This window comes from Oceanisphaera marina (assembly GCF_014643915.1).
Taxonomy (GTDB): domain Bacteria; phylum Pseudomonadota; class Gammaproteobacteria; order Enterobacterales; family Aeromonadaceae; genus Oceanimonas; species Oceanimonas marina.
Genome location: NZ_BMKE01000061.1, coordinates 1 through 1,095 on the forward strand (window position 1 = coordinate 1; position 1,095 = coordinate 1,095).

A 1,095-nucleotide genomic window follows, 5' to 3' on the forward strand; every position below is an offset into this window, starting at 1 on the left:
TAAGCAATCACGTATAACGTATGTGGAATTCACTTCCTACTCCCTTTAGCAACATTGAAACTTCAGTCAGTAGCTGATCTTTTCTCCAGGAAATAAAGCTGCGCCAGTGGTACTTGGCCTGCTTCCACAAGAGCTCAATGAGGTTCAGTTCCGGGCTGTAAGGTGGTAGATAAAGCAACACAAACCGGTGTTCATACAGCCACTGTTCGCGCATCGCTGGCTCGATACCGTGATGGATGGAGGCATTGTCCATCACCACAATGGTGAATTTCTCCCGGTTGGATGATTTGGCCAGCTTGTCCAGAAAGGGGACAACATGCTGCCGCTTTACTGTGTGTTCAAATACTTCAAAGTGCAACTGGGACGTCGCATAATTCAGTACCCCGAGCACATTCACCCGCTTGCGACCGACACTGGCGTCGGCCAAGTGCGTCTCACCGCGCGGTGACCAGGCCCGCTGGACATTCGGAACACATGAGAAGCCACTTTCATCGCAGTAAAGCAGCTCTATTTTGCCGGCTTTGGCGCCTTCTCGGTACGTTGCCAGGCGCCCTTGTGCTGTTCGGAAGGCTGACTCATCTCTTTTTTTTCGAGACTGAGACGGGTTCGTTTGAAAGAGAAATTTCTGGCTCTTAACCCAGCAGAAAGCCGATCCAAACTAAACGAAGGGGCCTCAGGATAGAGCTCGTGAAGACGGGCTGCGAGCTTGGCCAGCGTCATGGGTTCAGAACGGGCGATATCGGCAGCCGCATCCAACATGTCGGCGGTCAGCTTGGGCGGTCTGCCCCCCTTATGGCCCGTTAAAATACCTGCCAGTCCTTGGGTTCGCCAACCCTTTGCCCAGTTGTACACTGGTTGGTCGCTTATCCGAAATAGCTGAGCAATCTGCACCACGGACGTGCCATCATTCAGAGCGAGCAAGGCCAGTGCCCTCCGTCTGAAGTCCGGGAAGGGGTGATGTTTTGACATCTCATCCAGCGTGATCGCCTCTTCGGCCGTGAGTGACTGACCTAACAAGTTCCGTTTCATGGCAGGCTCCCGAATGTAGCTATATGTAGAAATTATAGATCCACATGGGTTATGCCGTACTGCTTA

The 1,095-nt window shown here is 52.5% G+C and carries 2 protein-coding genes; both read right to left on the reverse strand.

The features are described from left to right. Positions 1 to 7 precede the first annotated feature (7 nt). Positions 8 to 547: an IS630 family transposase gene (locus IEW52_RS15550; RefSeq protein WP_229668006.1), complete on the reverse strand. Its 540-nt coding sequence runs from the start codon at positions 545 to 547 to the stop codon at positions 8 to 10. After that, positions 508 to 1,029, reverse strand: coding sequence for a helix-turn-helix domain-containing protein (locus tag IEW52_RS15555; protein ID WP_188630992.1), 522 nt, complete (start codon positions 1,027 to 1,029; stop codon positions 508 to 510). The genes IEW52_RS15550 and IEW52_RS15555 overlap by 40 nt, the downstream gene beginning before the upstream one ends. Positions 1,030 to 1,095 lie beyond the last annotated feature (66 nt).

Excerpts from the sequence above, each read along its gene's own strand:
- IEW52_RS15555 (WP_188630992.1), bottom strand. The coding sequence starts at position 1,029 with ATGAAACGGAACTTGTTAGGTCAGTCACTCACGGCCGAAGAGGCGATC.